1 protein-coding gene is annotated in these 1,058 nt (G+C 68.9%); it reads right to left on the reverse strand.

Going from position 1 to position 1,058, the window contains the following annotated elements:
- A partial coding sequence (locus G3N99_RS40555) for a LacI family DNA-binding transcriptional regulator (RefSeq protein WP_206125237.1) occupies positions 1-672 on the reverse strand: 672 nt, incomplete at its 3' end.
- Positions 673-1,058 lie beyond the last annotated feature (386 nt).

Genomic DNA, 1,058 nt, shown 5'->3' on the forward strand with positions numbered 1-1,058 from the left:
TGCCCGCGCGGCGCCGGTGTCGGGATCGAGCCCCGCATCGATCGTCACTTCGTACGCGGGATCGAACAGCCGCCCGGCCTCGAAGAACGCACGGCGGTAGCCGATCGCGCGCTGCGCGATGCTGTAGTGCGCGGGCGAGCCGCCGATGAACGCGATCCGCGTGCGGCCGGTGGCGAGCAGGTGGCGCATCGCGAGCGCCGCGCCCGTTGCGTTGTCGATGTTCACCGAACGCAGCCCGGGCGCCCACAGGTCGATCAGCACGAGCGGCCGTCCGGTCGCGGCGAGCGCCTCGATCGTCTCGGGCTCGATGAAGCCGGCCACCGCGATCGCGTCGGGCGCGTGCGGGCGCATCTGGCGCAGCACGTCGTCGTTCGGCCCGACCGTGAGCAGCGTCGGCACGATGCCGCGCTCGCGGCACGCGTCCTCGACGCCGTGCAGCACGTGCGAGAAGAACGGGCTGGCCGGAAAGCGGTTGTGCTGGCGATGCAGCAGGAAGGTGAGCCGGCGGATGCGCGGCCGCAGTTGCGCGGGATCGTAGCCGAGCCGCTGCGCGATCTCGACGATGCGCGCACGCGTCGCTTCGGACAGGCCCGGCTGGTTTTTCAGCGCGCGGGAGACGGTGCCGATCGAGACCTCTGCCGCCCGCGCCACATCGCGAATGGTCGTACCCATCGTTCGGGGTCCGGTTTGTTTAGGGTGAAAGCGATTGTATAGTAAAACATCTCGCGGAATTCGGGCCGGATAGCCGGGGAATACCCGCGAATTCGCGGTTTTTAAGCGCTAATCTGCGAAAACGCCGTTACTAAAAATACTAAACAAAACGCGAAAAAGGCAAGGTGGACGTGCGGACGCCTGGCGAGCGGGAAGTGGGGGGCAAGCGGGCCGGCTTCACGCGTCCGCGGGAGCCGTGCCCGACTGCCTCCGCGGGCCGCCGGGAGGCTGGTGTGCAACTAACGGTCTGGCTGCCTGGCGGGCGAATGCGCGCCACTGCCGCACCGGGCGCCGTGTCTGCCAACGGCGGCCGCCCGCTGTTTAGCGGATTGCCACGGCCGGCGGCT

Origin of the sequence: Burkholderia sp. Ac-20392 (assembly GCF_017104585.1) — a bacterium.
In the GTDB taxonomy this organism is placed as follows: Bacteria; Pseudomonadota; Gammaproteobacteria; order Burkholderiales; family Burkholderiaceae; genus Burkholderia; species Burkholderia lata.